The 14,507-nt window shown below is 59.3% G+C and carries 15 protein-coding genes; 13 read left to right on the top strand and 2 right to left on the bottom strand.

Annotation, left to right across the window (positions count from 1 at the left end):
- The first annotated feature begins 18 nt into the window (after positions 1–18).
- The gene (locus BP38_RS0114165; RefSeq protein WP_026988275.1) at positions 19–459 is read left to right on the top strand and encodes an SRPBCC family protein; all 441 of its coding nucleotides are present in this window, start codon (positions 19–21) and stop codon (positions 457–459) included.
- A 40-nt stretch (positions 460–499) separates the two neighbouring features.
- Positions 500–1,993 (top strand): zinc-binding dehydrogenase, encoded by a 1,494-nt coding sequence (locus tag BP38_RS23005; RefSeq protein WP_081816686.1) that lies wholly within the window; start codon positions 500–502, stop codon positions 1,991–1,993.
- A 49-nt stretch (positions 1,994–2,042) separates the two neighbouring features.
- On the opposite strand, the gene BP38_RS20775 is transcribed toward BP38_RS23005, so the two are convergent.
- A complete protein-coding gene (locus tag BP38_RS20775; RefSeq protein WP_051609387.1) occupies positions 2,043–2,954 on the bottom strand; it encodes a LysR substrate-binding domain-containing protein in 912 nt (303 codons plus the stop codon).
- A gap of 122 nt (positions 2,955–3,076) precedes the next feature.
- On the opposite strand from BP38_RS20775, the gene BP38_RS0114150 reads away from it, so the two are divergent.
- The 11 genes from BP38_RS0114150 (at position 3,077) to BP38_RS0114100 (ending at position 13,323) form a co-directional block, all read left to right on the top strand.
- On the top strand, positions 3,077–4,114 hold the full coding sequence (locus tag BP38_RS0114150; RefSeq protein WP_026988273.1) for an ABC transporter substrate-binding protein: 1,038 nt from the start codon (positions 3,077–3,079) through the stop codon (positions 4,112–4,114).
- 74 nt (positions 4,115–4,188) lie between these two features.
- Entirely contained in the window at positions 4,189–5,250 is a 1,062-nt protein-coding gene (locus BP38_RS0114145; RefSeq protein ID WP_026988272.1) for an ABC transporter ATP-binding protein, read from the top strand.
- The gene (locus BP38_RS0114140; RefSeq protein WP_026988271.1) at positions 5,247–6,116 is read left to right on the top strand and encodes an ABC transporter permease; all 870 of its coding nucleotides are present in this window, start codon (positions 5,247–5,249) and stop codon (positions 6,114–6,116) included. The genes BP38_RS0114145 and BP38_RS0114140 overlap by 4 nt, the downstream gene beginning before the upstream one ends.
- Positions 6,113–6,910 carry an ABC transporter permease gene (locus BP38_RS0114135; RefSeq protein WP_026988270.1) on the top strand — a complete coding sequence of 266 codons (798 nt, stop codon included), beginning with the start codon at positions 6,113–6,115 and terminating at the stop codon, positions 6,908–6,910. The genes BP38_RS0114140 and BP38_RS0114135 overlap by 4 nt, the downstream gene beginning before the upstream one ends.
- Positions 6,907–8,013: an NAD(P)/FAD-dependent oxidoreductase gene (locus BP38_RS0114130; RefSeq protein WP_026988269.1), complete on the top strand. Its 1,107-nt coding sequence runs from the start codon at positions 6,907–6,909 to the stop codon at positions 8,011–8,013. The genes BP38_RS0114135 and BP38_RS0114130 overlap by 4 nt, the downstream gene beginning before the upstream one ends.
- Positions 8,014–8,044: 31 nt before the next feature.
- On the top strand, positions 8,045–8,308 hold the full coding sequence (locus tag BP38_RS0114125; protein WP_322098964.1) for a (2Fe-2S)-binding protein: 264 nt from the start codon (positions 8,045–8,047) through the stop codon (positions 8,306–8,308).
- Positions 8,295–9,701 (top strand): NAD(P)/FAD-dependent oxidoreductase, encoded by a 1,407-nt coding sequence (locus tag BP38_RS0114120; RefSeq protein WP_026988267.1) that lies wholly within the window; start codon positions 8,295–8,297, stop codon positions 9,699–9,701. Before BP38_RS0114125 ends, BP38_RS0114120 begins: the two co-directional genes overlap by 14 nt.
- Positions 9,698–10,846 (top strand): NAD(P)/FAD-dependent oxidoreductase, encoded by a 1,149-nt coding sequence (locus tag BP38_RS0114115; RefSeq protein ID WP_026988266.1) that lies wholly within the window; start codon positions 9,698–9,700, stop codon positions 10,844–10,846. Before BP38_RS0114120 ends, BP38_RS0114115 begins: the two co-directional genes overlap by 4 nt.
- Before the next feature lie 42 nt (positions 10,847–10,888).
- A complete protein-coding gene (locus tag BP38_RS0114110; protein WP_026988265.1) occupies positions 10,889–11,236 on the top strand; it encodes a RidA family protein in 348 nt (115 codons plus the stop codon).
- A 56-nt stretch (positions 11,237–11,292) separates the two neighbouring features.
- Entirely contained in the window at positions 11,293–12,537 is a 1,245-nt protein-coding gene (locus BP38_RS20770) for an NAD(P)/FAD-dependent oxidoreductase (RefSeq protein WP_051609386.1), read from the top strand.
- Between the two features lie 51 nt (positions 12,538–12,588).
- Positions 12,589–13,323: an SDR family oxidoreductase gene (locus tag BP38_RS0114100; RefSeq protein ID WP_026988264.1), complete on the top strand. Its 735-nt coding sequence runs from the start codon at positions 12,589–12,591 to the stop codon at positions 13,321–13,323.
- Here BP38_RS0114100 and qhpR read toward each other — a convergent pair.
- The gene (qhpR, locus tag BP38_RS0114095) at positions 13,302–14,333 is read right to left on the bottom strand and encodes an AraC-like transcriptional regulator QhpR (RefSeq protein WP_026988263.1); all 1,032 of its coding nucleotides are present in this window, start codon (positions 14,331–14,333) and stop codon (positions 13,302–13,304) included. The two genes, BP38_RS0114100 and qhpR, sit on opposite strands and share 22 nt — an antisense overlap.
- Positions 14,334–14,507 lie beyond the last annotated feature (174 nt).

Genomic DNA, 14,507 nt, shown 5'->3' with positions numbered 1-14,507 from the left:
GAAGGAGGGCTCAGATAAATGGTCAAGGTCTACACCTCCAGCATCATCGATGCGCCGGCCGAGCGGGTCTGGTCCGTGATCCGGGATTTCAACGGCCTGCCGAACTGGCATCCGGCCATTGCCGAAAGCCGGATCGAGCAGAACCACCCCTCGGACAAGATCGGGTGTGTGCGTAATTTCTCGCTGAAGGACGGCGGCCGGATCCGGGAGTGCCTACTGGCGCTCTCGGATTACGATCTTTCCTGCACCTATTCGATCTTGGAATCCCCCATGGGGGTCACGGATTACGTAGCGACCCTGAAGCTGACCCCGGTGACCGACGGTGACCGCAGTTTCGCGGAATGGTCGGCGGAGTTCGATTGTCCGCCCGAGCGCGAGCGTGAACTGGCCGACCTGGTCGGCCAGGGGGTCTTTCAGGGCGGTTTCGATGCCCTGAAAGAACGCTTCGGCGGGCGGTGAAGTCGATGCTGCGGGTAGGCAGACAGGCGGTCTGACGCGTATGGTCCGGGTGCGCAAGAGCACGGTGGTGAATGCACCGATCGATCACGTCTGGGATATCCTGAGGGATTTCAATGGGCATGATCGCTGGCATCCCGCCATTGGACAAAGCCGGATCGAGGATGCCCTGCCCTCGGATGTCGTCGGCTGTGTGCGGGATTTCACGCTTGCCAGCGGCGGGCGTATCCGTGAGCAATTGCTGAGCCTGTCGGACAAGACCTACAGCTTCACCTACTGCCTGCTGGAAGCCCCGGTTCCGCTGGTCAACTACGTTTCGACCGTGCGCCTAAAACCGGTGACGGACGGCAATGGCACCTTCTGGGAATGGATCTGCTCCTTCGATCCGCCGGCAGGGCGGGCAGAGGAACTGTCGAGGCTGGTGGGCGAGGAGATCTACGAGGCCGGGTTCCGGGCGATCCGGGACAGCCTGGCCGGCAAGCGAAAGAGATCTTCGCAAAGCGCGCCCACCAGCAGCACTGTGTCCGCACCGGCGATTTCTTCAGGCCAGTCCATGCGGGGCGGGGCCATGGTGCTCACCGGGCATGGCGGCCCGGAGCGTATGGAATGGCGTGAGCAGAACGTACCCGCACCCGGTCCGGGGCAGGTGCGCCTGCGCCACAATGCCATCGGCGTGAACTACATCGATGTCTACTGCCGCACGGGCTATTACAAGCTGGTCGAGCCCCCCGGGATCATCGGCATGGAAGCTGCGGGCAGCATCCTGGACGTGGGCGCGGGCGTGCATGGCTTTGCCCCGGGGGACCGGGTTGCCTATGCCTGTCCTCCCCCGGGGGCCTATTGTGAACTCCGCACCATGTCTGCGGATCTGCTGGCCTTGCTGCCCGACGAGATCGACGACGCAACGGCCGCGGCCGCCATGCTGAAGGGAGTGACGGCCGAGTTCCTGCTGCATCGTGTCCATCACGTCAAAGAGGGCGATAGCGTCCTGATTCATGCGGCGGCCGGCGGGGTTGGGCTTTACCTCTGCCAGTGGGCACGGCGCCTGGGCGCCACCGTCATTGGCACGGTGGGGTCCGAGGAGAAGGCCCAGCTGGCGCGGCGCTATGGCTGTAGCTATCCGGTGATCTACACCCAGCAGGATTTTCTGGAAACGGTACGTGATGTGACCGAAGGGCGCGGCGTGGACGTGGTCTACGACGGGATTGGCGCCTCGACTTTCGAGAAATCCTACGAAGCGTTGGCGCTTCGGGGACACCTGGTGAGCTATGGGCAGGCTTCGGGCAGTGTGCCGGCCATCGACATCTCGTCCTATTCCAGCAAGTCGGTAAGTGTCTCCCGGCCCAACTATGCCCACTATACCTCCACCGCCGAAGAGATCCGCAGCAGCACGGACCGCCTGTTCCCGCTGTTGATCAATGGCGACCTGAAGGTCGAAATCGGCCAACGCTTCCCCCTGCGCCAGGCCGGCGAAGCGCACAAGGCCCTGGAAGCCCGCCAGACCACCGGCTCGACGATCCTGACACTGGGGGAGTGAGGCACTCGCCGGCAAGGAGGGCGCGGAAATGGCGGAGCCGTGAATGATCCTATCTTGAGATGGCATACTCAGGCAGATAGTCGGTGATATGTTGTTTCAGATAGCTGACGAAGGACTCCCTGAGTTGAGAGGGCCGTCTTTCCCTTGGGAGCAGGAGCCGCACGTCGAAGTAGACGGCCGGCTCGAGAGGAATCCGTTCCAGATCGGAATTGGTGGCTGCGAAGGCAGTTATCGGATCTATCACGGAAATTCCCGCCCCGCAGCGCACGAACTCGCATGCGGCCATGGAGAGCGACGTTTTCGTCACGATGACGCGCGAAACGCCGACACGGTCGAACACTTCGTCGATGAGATGACGAGAGCGATCGTCTTCTCCGAGGGAGATGAAGTTTTCCCCCCTGAGTTGCTCTGCCTGCAGGATATCCTGTCCGGCAAGACGATGGGAGCGAGGTAGAACCACAATAGCACGGCCGCGTACGAGAAGTTCGCTGTGTACTGCCGGGTGATCAACGGGCAGCAGGCTGATGCCCACGTCGCATTGCTGCGAAATTGCCATTTCCCCTATCTTGGGCGAACTGCGGATGCGCAGTGCGAGAGAAGCCCGGGGGCGCTCGACCTGGAAATCGGTTATCACCCGGGGCAGCAGATTGACCCCGGCGGATGGCAAGGCGGCAATGTTGAGGCTGCCGGTTGCGGTCATCCTCAGGTCCCCCGCTAGCTGTTCCAGGCGGCTGAAACTGCTGAAGAGTGCATCCACTTCCTCCAGGAAGACTCCGGCTTCTGCCGTAGGGATCAGTCGTTGGCGTTCCCGCCGGAAAAGCTGGAAGCCGACAGTTTCTTCCAATCCGGAAATCAGCTTGCTTACCGCTGGTTGTGTCAGATAGAGGACATCTGCGGCCCGAGAAATGGAGCCAGTCTCCATGACGGCCTTGAAGGCTTCGAGTTGGCGTGCGCTGATCATGAAAGACTCATGACATGCAGTTATGATCTATTGCAAATAATGAATTTGACCGAATGATCTGCTTCCGCTGTTCTTGGTTTCGCTGGTGTCAACCAGACAACACGAAGAACAGGAGGCAGAAGATGAAAAGCCTGATTGCAAGCACGGCTCTGGTGGCTGTCGCGGCGCTTGCCGCGCAGTCCGTGATGGCGCAGGAGAAGACTCTCTATCTTGGATCCTATGGAGGTTCCACGGAAACCTTGATGAAGGAAAAGATCATTCCCGATTTCGAGGAGGAGCATGGCGTAACCGTCGAGTATGTCGCCGGCAATTCGACTGAGAACCTTGCCCGGCTTCAGGCTCAGGAAGGAAACCAGGAACTCGATGTGGTGCTGCTCGATGACGGACCCATGTATCAGGCCCGCGCGCTCGGTTTTTGCGATGAGCTCACCGGCATCTCGAATCTGGACGATCTCTATGACATCGCAAAGATCGGTGACGATGCCGTAGGCATGGGGTTCGTTGCCACGGGCTTTACCTATAACACCGAGCTGTTCGAGGAGAATGGCTGGGAACCGCCCAAGAAGTGGACGGACCTGGCGGACGAGAAATATGAGGGTCGACTGGCCATTCCGCCAATCTCCAATACCTATGGCTTGCATACCCTCATCATGCTGGCCCGGGCCAACGGCGGGGGTGAGAAAGATATTGATGCCGGCTTCGATTATCTCGCGGACGAGGTTGCAGACAATGTCCTGGCGTTCGAGCCTTCCCCCGGTCGTATGTCCGAGCTTTTCCAGAGCGAGGAGATTGTACTTTCGGTCTGGGGTAGCGGGCGCGCGGTATCGCTGATCGACACGGGCTTTCCAGGCGCTTTCGCATATCCTGAGGATGGTGCGGTTGCCCTGATGATCGCGGCTTGTCCAGTGGTCGACAGCAATGTGCCGGAAGAGGCCCAGGCCTTGATTGACTATATTCTGGACCCTGATAATCAGGTTTATTTCGCCGAGACTCAGGGCTGGGGTCCGGTGAACAAGAACACGGAACTTGATGAGGAAACGGCTTCACGTGTTCCTTATGGGCCGGATCAGATCGGCAACCTGGTGGCAATTGACTGGGATACCGCCAACCAGAACCGCCATGACTGGACCCGCCGCTGGGATCGTGAAATCGAACGCTAGTCAATGGAGATGAAGTGGGTGGTACTGAATACAGTGCCACCCTCTTTTCTTTTCAGGTTTTCCGGGGACCACTCATGAGTTTTTTGAACCTGCAGGAGATTTCGAAATCCTTCGGCGGCTTTGTTGCCGTGGATCAGTTCAATCTGGAGGTCGACAAAGGAGAGTTCGTCTCGCTGCTCGGCCCCTCCGGTTGTGGCAAGACAACGACCCTGCAGATGATTGCCGGTTTCCTCGATCCGAGCCATGGACAGATCATGGTCGGCGGCGAGGATCTGACGGCAAGGCCTGCCAACCAGAGAAACATCGGTATTGTCTTCCAATCCTATGCTCTCTTCCCGCACCTCACGGCCGCCCAGAACGTTGCTTTCGGCCTGGAGATGCGCAAGGCGACCCAGGGCGAACGACAGGAAAAGATCGACCGAGCTCTCGATCTCGTCCATCTGAGTGCGTTCCGCGATCGCTATCCCAAGCAACTTTCTGGGGGGCAGCAACAGCGCGTGGCCTTGGCTCGGGCAATTGTCATCGAGCCGACGATTCTGCTTCTGGATGAGCCCATGTCCAACCTTGATGCCAAGCTGCGTGAGGACATGCAGCTGGAACTGCGCTCAATCCAGGAAAAGCTGGGAATTACAACCATTCTGGTCACGCATGATCAGAATGAGGCGATGGCCTTGAGTGATCGCATCGCCGTGATGAACGAGGGACGAATCGTTCAGGTCGGAAAACCGCATGAGATCTATGAAGATCCGGCAAATGTCTTCGTTTCCAGTTTCCTTGGAAAGAATAACCTTCTGGCGGTTGAGGTCGAAGATATCTCTGGATCAAAGGCTTCAGTGCGTTTCAACGGTCAGAGTCTAACCGTGCCCTGTAGGGAAGGCGTTACCAACAAGGAAGCCTGGCTTTCCATACGCCCGGAAAAGGTTCAGTTGACCGACAAAGGAAGCGGTTTGCTGGAAGGGCAGATAAAGACCCGCGTCTTCTTTGGGAATCATTGGCTATACCAGATCGAGACCGCGTCAGGGGAATTCCTGGTCTATTCCCAGAACACAGCCGTGCCGAACACTGCACCAAGGGACGCAGTCGGTCTCAACTGGCAGGCCGATGATGCGCGGTTGCTGAATATGGATGCGTCATGAGCGGGGTGCTGCAAAGAAAAGCGGGCATACCCTATTGGCTGAGCCTACCTGGGGTCATGCTGTTCGGGGTCATGCTGTTCACGCCGCTGATCATGACCTTCATGCTGAGCTTCTATACCTTCGACTTCTATGAAGGTATCGAGCGTGCCTTCAATCTGGGCAACTATGCAGACGTTCTCTCCGATTCCTATTTCTACGAGATCTTTCTGCGCACCTTCGGCTATGGCCTCTCCACAACCGTGCTTGCCGTCCTGTTGGGCGTACCCGAAGCCTATATCCTGAACCGAATGCACTCGCGCTGGCGCGCCATATTTCTGTTGGCGATCATCGGACCGCTGCTCATCTCCGTTGTGGTGCGCACTCTTGGCTGGATGATTCTTCTCGGTAACCAAGGGCTGCTAAACCAGATCCTGATCGGGTCGGGCCTGACCTCTACACCCTTTACCTTCATCTATACGGATTTCGGCGTCATCGTAGCACTTACCCATGTGCTGATCCCGTTCATGGTGGTTTCGGTTTGGGCTGTCCTGCAACGCCTGGATCCCCAAACCGAGAATGCGGCAGTTTCCCTGGGAGCGTCCCAATTCACCGTTTTCTTCCGCGTGGTCGTGCCTCAGGCCATTCCCGGCATACTCTCGGGTTCCTTGATCGTCTTCTCGCTTGCAACCAGTGCCTTCGCTACTCCGGCCATGATCGGGGGGCGGCGCCTAAAAGTGGCTTCGACAACGATCTACGACGAGTTCCTGAACACGCTCGACTGGCCGCTTGGTGCTGCAATCGCAATGATCCTTCTGGTGGCCATCATGACCGTCATCATGAGTTACAACCGCTTGGTCGAACGACGTTATGCACAGGTGTTCCAATGAACAAGAACGGCCCGCTTGCACTCGTCTTTCACACGCTGTTCATCGTTTTCATGGTCGCTCCTCTGGCCGTGGTTGTTTGGGTGGCCTTCACACCCTTGGGCTATCTGCAGGTTCCGACCACGCAGTGGTCCCTGCGCTGGTTCTACGCGATCTTCGAAAATGAGGGGTTCATCGAAAGCTTCTGGTTGAGCCTGGCGCTCGGTATCGCTTCGGCAAGCTTAGCGCTTGCCTGCGCCGTGCCGGCAGCCCTCGCGCTTGCACGCTATTCCTTCAAGGCACGCGGCTTTCTTGTCGGACTGTTCCTGTCACCACTGGTGATTCCCAGCGTGGTGCTGGGCATTGCCTTCCTGCGCTTCCTTACACAGCTCAATATCACGGGGACCTTCTTTGGCATGGCGTTGTGTCACGCGGTCTTCGTCATGCCCTTCGTTCTGCGCCTGGCACTTGCATCCATTACCGGTATGGACCGCAGCGCCGAACAGGCCGCGGTGTCCCTTGGTGCCACTCACGGCACCACCTTTCGCCGGGTCACCCTGCCTATGATTCTGCCAGGGCTAGTAGGCGGCTGGGTTCTTGCCTTCATTACCAGTTTCGATGAGTTAACCGTGACCATCTTCATTTCCTCGCCCAGCACCACCACGTTGCCGGTTCGCCTATTCAACCATATTACCCAGACCACGACGCCGATCGTGGCCTCCATTTCAGCCGTAATCATCTTCCTTTCGGTTGCAGCCATCCTGATATTGGACCGACTCTATGGCCTTGATCGTTTGTTGGTGGGCAGCAAGCGATGAGGTCCCAGAAAAACTACGATGCTATCGTCGTGGGTGGTGGCCTTGTCGGCTCGGCTATTGCCTACGGTCTGTCCCGTCAGAACCTTTCAGTTGCCTTGCTGGATGAAGGTGATCTTGCCTTTCGTGCCTCTCGCGGGAACTTCGGCCTCGTCTGGGTCCAGAGTAAGGGCGACGGTATGCCTCAGTATGCGCAATGGACTCGCAGATCGGCCGATCTCTGGCCGGAATTTGCCGAGGAGCTGAATGGTGTACTCGGCCTGGACATTGGTTATCGCAAGCCTGGCGGATTGGCCTTCTGCATGTCGGACCAGGAGTTCGAGGATAAGCAGACCATGCTCGAACGCATGCGACAGACCGTGCCGGGGGGGTACGACTTCCAGATGATTGGGCGCAACCGCTTGAAGGAAATGCTGCCCGAGATTGGCGGCAAGGTGGTGGGGGCCAGCTATTGTCCGCACGACGGACACGTCAATCCACTCTATCTTTTGCGCGCGTTGCACAAGGCCATTCAAGGCCAAGTGGATTACAGCCCGAATACGACCATCAACCGCATCGAGCGACATGAAAATATCTTCACTGCCGAAACGGTCGAGGGGCCGGTACGGGCTCCGAAGCTCGTTCTTGCCGCCGGACTGGGCAATCGCGAGTTGGCGCCGCAGGTGGGCTTGCAGGTCCCCGTATCTCCCCTGCGTGGCCAGATTCTCATAACCGAACGCCTTAAACACTTCCTGGACATGCCGACAATATATGTTCGGCAAGTCGAGGAAGGTGGTGTCATGATGGGCGATAGTCACGAGGATGTCGGTTTCGACACTTCGACCACCGTGGATATCTCGCGCAGCATTGCGCAGCGCGCAATCAGCTACTTCCCGAAACTGGCCGATGCGAATCTGGTGCGCACCTGGGGCGCACTGCGCGTCATGACCCCCGACGGCCATCCAATCTATGACCAATCCGATAGCCATCCGGGCGCCTATGTCGCCACCTGCCACAGCGGCGTGACACTGGCGGCTGTCCACGCCCGTGACCTGGCCACTGCCATCGCCCGTGACAGTCTGCCCGACGAGGTCGGAAAATTCACTGCGGAGAGATTCAATGTTTAGGAGGCTATCTGATCCTGAGAAGAAGGTGCGCATGACCTTCGAAGGACAGGACATTACGGCGCAGGAAGGAGAAAGCGTTGCTGCGGCTCTTCTGGCGGCCGGAATCACCCATCTTCGCCAAACCCCGGTGAGCGGACATCCGCGCGCACCCTACTGCATGATGGGGGCCTGTTTCGATTGCCTGGTCAATATCGATGGGGTTAGCAACCTGCAGGCCTGTGTAACGCCAGTGCGCGAAGGCATGAGCGTCCATAGTCAGGTCGCCGAAAAGGATTTGCTGCATGAAGACGGTTGATCTGGCGATCGTCGGCGCCGGCCCGGCAGGTATGGTGGCCGCAAGCGAGGCACGAGGCCACGGCCTGAGCGTGGCTGTTCTGGATGAACAAGAGGCACCAGGTGGGCAAATCTATCGAGCGGTGGAAGCCGTTGCGGCGCAGGCGCCGGAGAGGCTCGCCTTGCTTGGAGAGGATTATGCACACGGACGGCGTCTTGCGGAAAACTTCAGGGTGAGCGGTGCCGAGCATATAGACCGGGCGCTTGTCTGGCAGCTGGAACCCAACGGCCTTTGGTACCTTCGGGACGAGGTCTGCCATGAATTGAAGGCGAACCGAATTCTTTTGGCCAGCGGGGCCATCGAACGCCCGGTTCCCATTCCTGGATGGACCCGGCCGGGGGTCATGACAGCAGGCGGCGTGCAGATCCTGCTGAAATCCTCAGGTGTCGTTCCGGATGGTCGCGTGGTGCTCGCCGGAAACGGGCCGCTGCTCTATCTTCTTGCAGCCCAGTTGCTTGCCGCGGGCTGCCGGATCGGAGCCCTGGTCGAGACTGTACCGTATGCACGCTACCTGGAGGCTGTCCCGCACCTGCCAGCGGCGCTGGGCAGCGGATATCTCTCCAAGGGGGTGCGACTTCTCCGTCACCTGCGCTCAAGCGGCACTCGCATCTATCGCAATGCCCGGGATCTACGCGTTGAGGGCGAGCAGCACGCCGAGGCGCTCTGCTTCCATGCAGGGGGGCATGAAGTACGCCTGGATAGTGACTTGATCGTCCTTCATGAAGGGGTGATTCCCAACCAACAGCTGACGCGTGCCTTGGGATGCGTTCACCGCTGGGACGACGGGCAGAAATGCTTCCGCCCGGAGACGGACGAATGGGGCAATACATCTGTGGAGGACGTCCTGACGGTAGGGGACGGAGCAGGGATCGGTGGGGCGCTGGCGGCAGAGCATGCCGGGCGTTTGGCGGCTCTGGAGGTTGCCAGGTCGCTGGGATATCTCCAGACGCGCGAACGTGATCGCCTGTCGACCAGTTCACGACGGCAGTTGAACAAGCTGCTTCAAGGTCGGCGTTTTCTCGAAGTACTCTATGCTCCGCCTGAAGAACGCCAGAGCCCGCCGGATGAAACACTGGTCTGTCGTTGCGAGGAAGTTACGGCGGGCCAGGTGCGCACGGCGGTGCGTACCGGCTGTACCGGACCCAATCAGGTAAAGGCCTTCACGCGCTGTGGTATGGGACCCTGTCAGGGCCGGATGTGCGGCAACACAGTGAGCGCCATTGTCGCCGAGACACAGGGAATCACGATGGAGGAATGCGGCTACTATCGCATCCGACCACCGATCAAACCGATTCCCCTGGCAGCCTTGGCTGCCGCAGAAGTCGACTGTGAACTGGATGACGTTGCCCAATGACCGGCAAACCGGCTTCAGGAACAACTGACTTGGCCGTGATCGGGGGTGGCCTGCATGGTTGCTCCCTTGCGCTGCAGGCAGCTCTGAAGGGGCTTTCGGTGGTCGTCCTGGAAAAGGACAGCATTGCCCGGCATGCATCTGGTGTGAATGCGGGCGGTGTGCGCAGGTTGGGCCGGCATCCCGCAGAGATTCCCCTCTCACTCGCCTCAATGCGGATGTGGCATGAGATAGAGGAACTGGTCCATGACGATTGCGGTTTCCAGGTTTCAGGCCAGGTCAAGGTGGCCGAAACCGAGGGAGAAATGGGGAATCTGCGGTTGCGTGCGGAACAGCTGCGTAGCCAGGGGTATGAGCACGAGGTCCTCTTGGATGGGGAGGAACTCTACAGGCTTCTGCCGGCGCTGAAGCGTGGTTGTCCAGGAGGGTTGGCCTGCCTGGATGATGGTTTCGCCGAGCCCTATAGGACGACACAGGCTTTCCGGCGCAGGGCAGAAGCCCTGGGAGTTCGTTTTCTGGAAAAGACACGCGTTCTATCCCTTGAGGCACGTTGCTCTGGATGTCGGTTGAGCACCAGTTCCGGAGAGCTTGAGGCTGGAGTGGTGGCCAACTGTGCCGGAGCCTGGGCAGCGAGGATCTGCGAACAACTCGGAGAGCCCGTGCCGCTCGAACCTATTGCTCCCATGATGACAGTCACGCAGCGCTTACCCTTCTTCGTGAAACCCGTGGTGGGGACAACCGGGCGGCTACTATCCTTCAAGCAGATGCCGAACGGAACCGTTCTGATCGGCGGTGGGCATCGTGGCCGAGCCGAACCGCAGCACAACGGCACAGCTCTCGATTTCAGGCGCCTCATTCGGAATGTGCAGATCGCAGCCGATCTTTTCCCGTCTGTTCGCGGGGCTCGGATCATTCGCTGCTGGGCGGGCATCGAAGCACGCATGCCGGACGATATTCCAGTGATCTCGCGCAGCAGTACGGCGTCCAATGTTCTCCATGCCTTCGGCTTTTCGGCTCACGGTTTCCAGTTAGGACCCGTTGTGGGGCGCTTGATGAGCGAATTGATCGTCTCCGGCGAAAGCAGCCTTTCCTTGAAACCCTTCTCGATCACCCGCTTCCAACGGGATCGTCCGGCAGCAACCTCGTAGGTTCCTGCCTTTGCTCAAACCAAATCTAACAAGAGGACAAGAATGATACAGAGAAACGAGAAAACGCCCATCATGCACCGCACGGTCGAGCATAACGGTGTCATCCATTTCGGTGGAGTGGTTGCGGGAGATCGGTCGGGGTCCATGAAGGAACAGACCCAGCAGATCACGGCCCGTCTCGACGAGTTGCTGCGGAATGCAGGTTCGGACAAGTCCCAGGTGCTCTCGGCGATGCTCTACATTACAGATATGTCCAAGAAGGACGAGATGAATGAGGCCTGGACGGCATGGATCAACGATGAAGATCTTCCGGCTAGGGCCACCATTGGAGTGGCCGATCTCGGACCCGACACATTGATCGAGGTCGTCATCACTGCGGCCAAGGCTTAATTTGAGCAGACAGGGTCACGCCTAGTATTGACCGTCACTTAATACGGGATTTTGGCATGGCTGAGCCGGAAGAAACCATCGTTGTCGGGGCAGGGGTCGTCGGAGCGGCCTGTGCCCTCCAATTGCAGCGGGAGGGACAGCAGGTTCGCCTGATCGACCGTGATCCGCCTGGATCCGGGACGTCTTCGGGCAACGCGGGGTCGATCAGCAATGGCTCGGTCGTTCCCATGGCCATACCCGGCATGTTGCGGCAGGTTCCCGCGTGGCTGCTGGATCCGCAGGGGCCGTTGTCTGTGCGCTGGTCCTATCTGCCGAAGGCTTTTCCCTGGCTGGTTCAGTGGCTGCAGGCGGCGCGGCGGGATCGGGCCGAGCGCTATTCCGTGGCTCTCGCGCAACTCACCCTCGATGCTGTGGAGCATTGGCAGGGGCTGCTTGAGCCTGCCCAGCGTGACCGGCTGATTCACCAGAAGGGCCAACTTTTGGTGTCCCGAACGCGAGAGCCTGGGGCACCGGAGCTTTTTGCCCAGGTGCTGAGAGAAGCCAGGGGCGTGGTGACGGAGGCTGTAGACGACGATGAACTGCGCCAACTTGAACCCAACCTGTCGCGCGACTACAGGCGAGGATTGCTCATTCCTGACAGTGGCCATACGACGAACCCCAGGGCCCTGACGGAGGCCTTGGTGGATCTCTTGTTGGCCGCGGGCGGGCAGTTCACGCGCGCCGAGGTGCTGGAGATCGAAAGAAGCGGTGGCCAGGCCCAGGCCGTTGTAACGGCCGGCGGGCGCCTGCCCGCCCGAAATGTCGTCGTGGCTGGCGGCGCGTTCAGCCTGGAGCTTGCAAGGCCCCTGGGAGACAAGGTCCCTCTGGAGACGGAACGCGGCTATCACTGCATGCTGCTGCAGCCCGAGCTGACCCTCAATCGCCCGACCTCGGACATGGAACGCAAGTACTTCGCCACCTCGATGGAGGAGGGCCTGCGCGTGGCGGGTACGGTGGAAATTGCCGGCCTCGAGGCCCCGCCCGATTACAGTCGCGCACGCCGCCTGTTGCAGCAAGCTAAGAAGATGCTGCCGGCCCTCGATACCCGGGAACACAAGTTCTGGATCGGCTATCGCCCATCAATACCCGACAGCCTGCCGGTGATCGATCGCTCTCGGAACCTGGGGAATGTCTGGTATGCCTTTGGTCACGGTCATCTCGGCCTGACCATGGCCCCGGCCACGGCGCGGCGCATGGCTCGGTTGCTGCGTGCACCCGCTGGCCGTTTGGAGGAGAATGCTTTTCGAATCGATCGCTTCTGACCACAGGGAAAGAAGCGCGAAGGGTGTACGAAGTTCAGGAAAGGAGCAGACATGAGCCAGGAGAAAGTGGCCGTGGTGACGGCAGGCGGCAGCGGCATGGGCGCAGCGGCGGCGCGACAGCTGGCCGCCGATGGGTTTCAGGTTGCCATCCTCTCGTCCTCCGGCAAGGGAGAAGCGCTGGCAGAAGAGCTGGGCGGCATCGGGGTTACCGGCTCGAACCAGTCGAATGCGGATCTGCGGACTCTCGTGGACCAGACCATGGAGCGCTGGGGGCGCATCGACGTATTGGTCAACAGCGCCGGCCACGGTCCGAAAGGCCCAGTGCTGGAGTTGAGCGACGAGGATTGGCACAGCGGCCTGGATGTCTATCTGTTGAACGTCATCCGTCCGACGCGCCTGGTAACGCCCATCATGCAGAAGCAGAAGGCGGGCGTGATCATCAACATCTCGACCTTCGCCGCCTTCGAGCCGGATCCGCTGTTCCCGACCTCCGGCGTCTTTCGTGCGGGTCTGGCGGCCTTCACCAAGCTGTTCGCCGACAAGTACGCCGCCGAGAACCTGCGCATGAACAATGTCCTGCCAGGCTTCATCGACAGCCTCCCCGAGAAGGAGGAACGCCGCGCGCGCATCCCCATGGAGCGTTACGGAAGCAGTGAGGAGGTGGCGTCCACGATTTCTTTCCTGGCCTCACCTGGGGCCGGCTATATCACAGGCCAGAACCTGCGGATCGACGGCGGACTGACCCGGTCCGTGAGAGGGGTTCGTCAGGTCCGTCGATATCTTTGAGGGCTCATGCCGGTCCAGTTTCTGAAGGCACGCGAAAAGGCAGACAGTTCCGAATATCCCAGGCAGTGTGCCACTTCCGTGAGAGGCATATTGGAGTCTTCCATGTAGTGAAGCGCCAGTTCCTTGCGCGCTGCATTTACAAGGTCCTGGAAGGTGAGACCGTGCTCGCGCAGTTGCTTCTGGAAGGTGTGATCCGGCATGCCGAATATTCGTGCCATCTCCGAGATCGTGGGTGGCAAGTCCCCGAGGTGCAGCTTGATCTGGTTGCGCACGATCGTAGCAAAACTCTCTGGACTTCTGCGCAATTCGCAGCGTGATTTCAGGAATGGCTCGATGACCGAGAACAGGTAGGGGTCCTGGCTCGGCATTCGGGAATCCAGGTCTCGTCTCCGGAAGGCAAAGGCATTGGTTCGCCGTCCGAAGCGAACCGGTGCCGCAAAGAGCTTCTCGTGTTCGTAGGACGCATCTGGCGTTTCATGCTCGAAGCGAACCTCGAGCGGGGCCCATTCCGGGCCGAGGGCATGACGGAAAATATTCAGAAACATGCCCATTGAGAGTTCGGCATCCTGCCGGCGGTCCTCAATGCAGGGGTCGAAAATCCGATAGCTCAGCCACAAGATGTCGCTGTCTTGCAGCAATCCGAAACTCGATTGGCCCTGATGGGCAGGGAAATACACCTCCATGCTGCGCAACGCCGTCGAGAGCGTGGGGGAGCTGATCGCAGCATAGCCGATTGCGCCCAGGTGATGGGGTTTGAACTTGCCACCGAAGTGCAGTCCGAAGTTGGAGTTGCCTGTTTGTTTCGCGGCTTCTTCGAACAGATTGCAGAACTGCGCCAGGGGCAATTCATTGTAAGGGTTGGAGAAGTCCTGTTCGTTCAGATTGACGTTCCCCAGGATGCTGTCCGGATCGCCACTGTTTTTTTGAATAAGATCCACTACGCCGGTTGCCGCAGATGCGAGAACCGTGGAAGGTGCCTGAACGGCGTCCTGTTGCGTAGCGTGTCCCATCACACCCCTTGAATCTCCAATAGCAGGATTTTCGGTGTCGAGATGGCAATTATGCATGCAAAAGGCTGCTGTGGGCAGCCTGAAACTCTCAATCGAAAAAGTGTTAAATTTTGGTGCGTCGATGTCAAGCGTGCCCTGTGCCGCATTGTACCCTGAAAGAAAAATTTGTGGGGA

The organism is Fodinicurvata fenggangensis DSM 21160 (genome assembly GCF_000686045.1).
Taxonomy (GTDB): domain Bacteria; phylum Pseudomonadota; class Alphaproteobacteria; order Kiloniellales; family DSM-21159; genus Fodinicurvata; species Fodinicurvata fenggangensis.
This window is presented reverse-complemented; position numbering and strand designations above follow the sequence as displayed.